This window comes from Allokutzneria sp. NRRL B-24872 (genome assembly GCF_002155965.1).
Lineage (GTDB): Bacteria > Actinomycetota > Actinomycetes > Mycobacteriales > Pseudonocardiaceae > Allokutzneria.
In genome coordinates, this window is sequence record NZ_MUMH01000383.1 from 1 (window position 1) to 1,087 (window position 1,087).

Genomic DNA, 1,087 nt, shown 5'->3' on the forward strand with positions numbered 1-1,087 from the left:
GTACAACTCCGACGTCCTGCTCGCCGTCGGCACGCCGGGCGAGGACATCGGCACGGTGACCGAGGCGGGCGGCGCGGCGGTCTTCCGGATCCAGCCCTCCGGCGCTTACACCGAGACGGCGGCCATCGACGCCGCGGTGGCGGACGTCGAGGGCGACCCCGTGGCGGGCGACTTCCTGGGCCAGCGCGTGGCCATCTCCAACACCAACACGAGCGTCGTCACCACCGCCGACACCGTGCGGCTGGCCGTCGGCATCCCCGGCAAGGACATCGGCGCCGCCACCGACGCGGGCGCCGTCCAGGTCTTCCGGCCGCTGGGCACGATCGGCGCGGCCGACCGGCTGGTCACCCGCGGCTCGGGCCTGCCGGGTACCGCCACCAGGCGGGACCACCTGGGCATGTCGCTGACCGGTGGCGCGAACAACCTCTACGTCGGGGTGCCCTTCAGCAAGGCCTCCGGCACCACCAAGGGGGTCCTCCACGTCGTGACGTGGGCCGACCTCGACGGCACCACCAGCACGGGTGCCACCACGTACCAGCCGGGATCGGGCGGACTGCCCGACAGCGGCGTCTCGTTCGGCGTGGTCGGGTGACGGACGGCATGGAGAGAAGGAAGTACACCGCGATGACGTTCTGTTCGAACGGAGGTGCGGAAGAAGGGGTGGGCGGCAGACGGCCGGTCCGCTCGCTCACCGTCGCCACCGCGCTGACGGCCCTGCTGGTCATGACGCTCGGCAACGCCCCCGCCCCCGAGCCCACGGCCGCGACTGTCGCCACGGACAAGGCCGCCGAGAAGGCGGGCAAGGGCTCTGCCACGGCCCTCACCGAGGACGCCGCCCAGGACCGGGCCGCGAAGACCGGGAAGAAGGTCGAGATCACCGGCCTTCGCGACGAGCGCAGCACGACGGTCGCCAACCCGGACGGCACCTTCACCGTCACCGAGTACGTGCAGCCGGTCCGCACCCGCAAGAACGGCGCGTGGACCGACATCGACACCACGCTGGTCAAGCGGGACAACGGGACCTACGCGCCCAGGGCCGCCGTCACCGCGATGGCCTTCTCCGGCGGCGGCGACCGCACCTTCGCCG

2 protein-coding genes are annotated in these 1,087 nt (G+C 72.7%); both read left to right on the forward strand.

The features are described 5' to 3' along the window. Positions 1-592 (forward strand): hypothetical protein (locus CCN37_RS40630; RefSeq protein ID WP_210408414.1); only part of this gene is annotated, 592 nt, incomplete at its 5' end. Positions 593-660: 68 nt separating this feature from the next. Next, a partial coding sequence (locus tag CCN37_RS41260) for a hypothetical protein (RefSeq protein ID WP_210408415.1) occupies positions 661-1,087 on the forward strand: 427 nt, incomplete at its 3' end.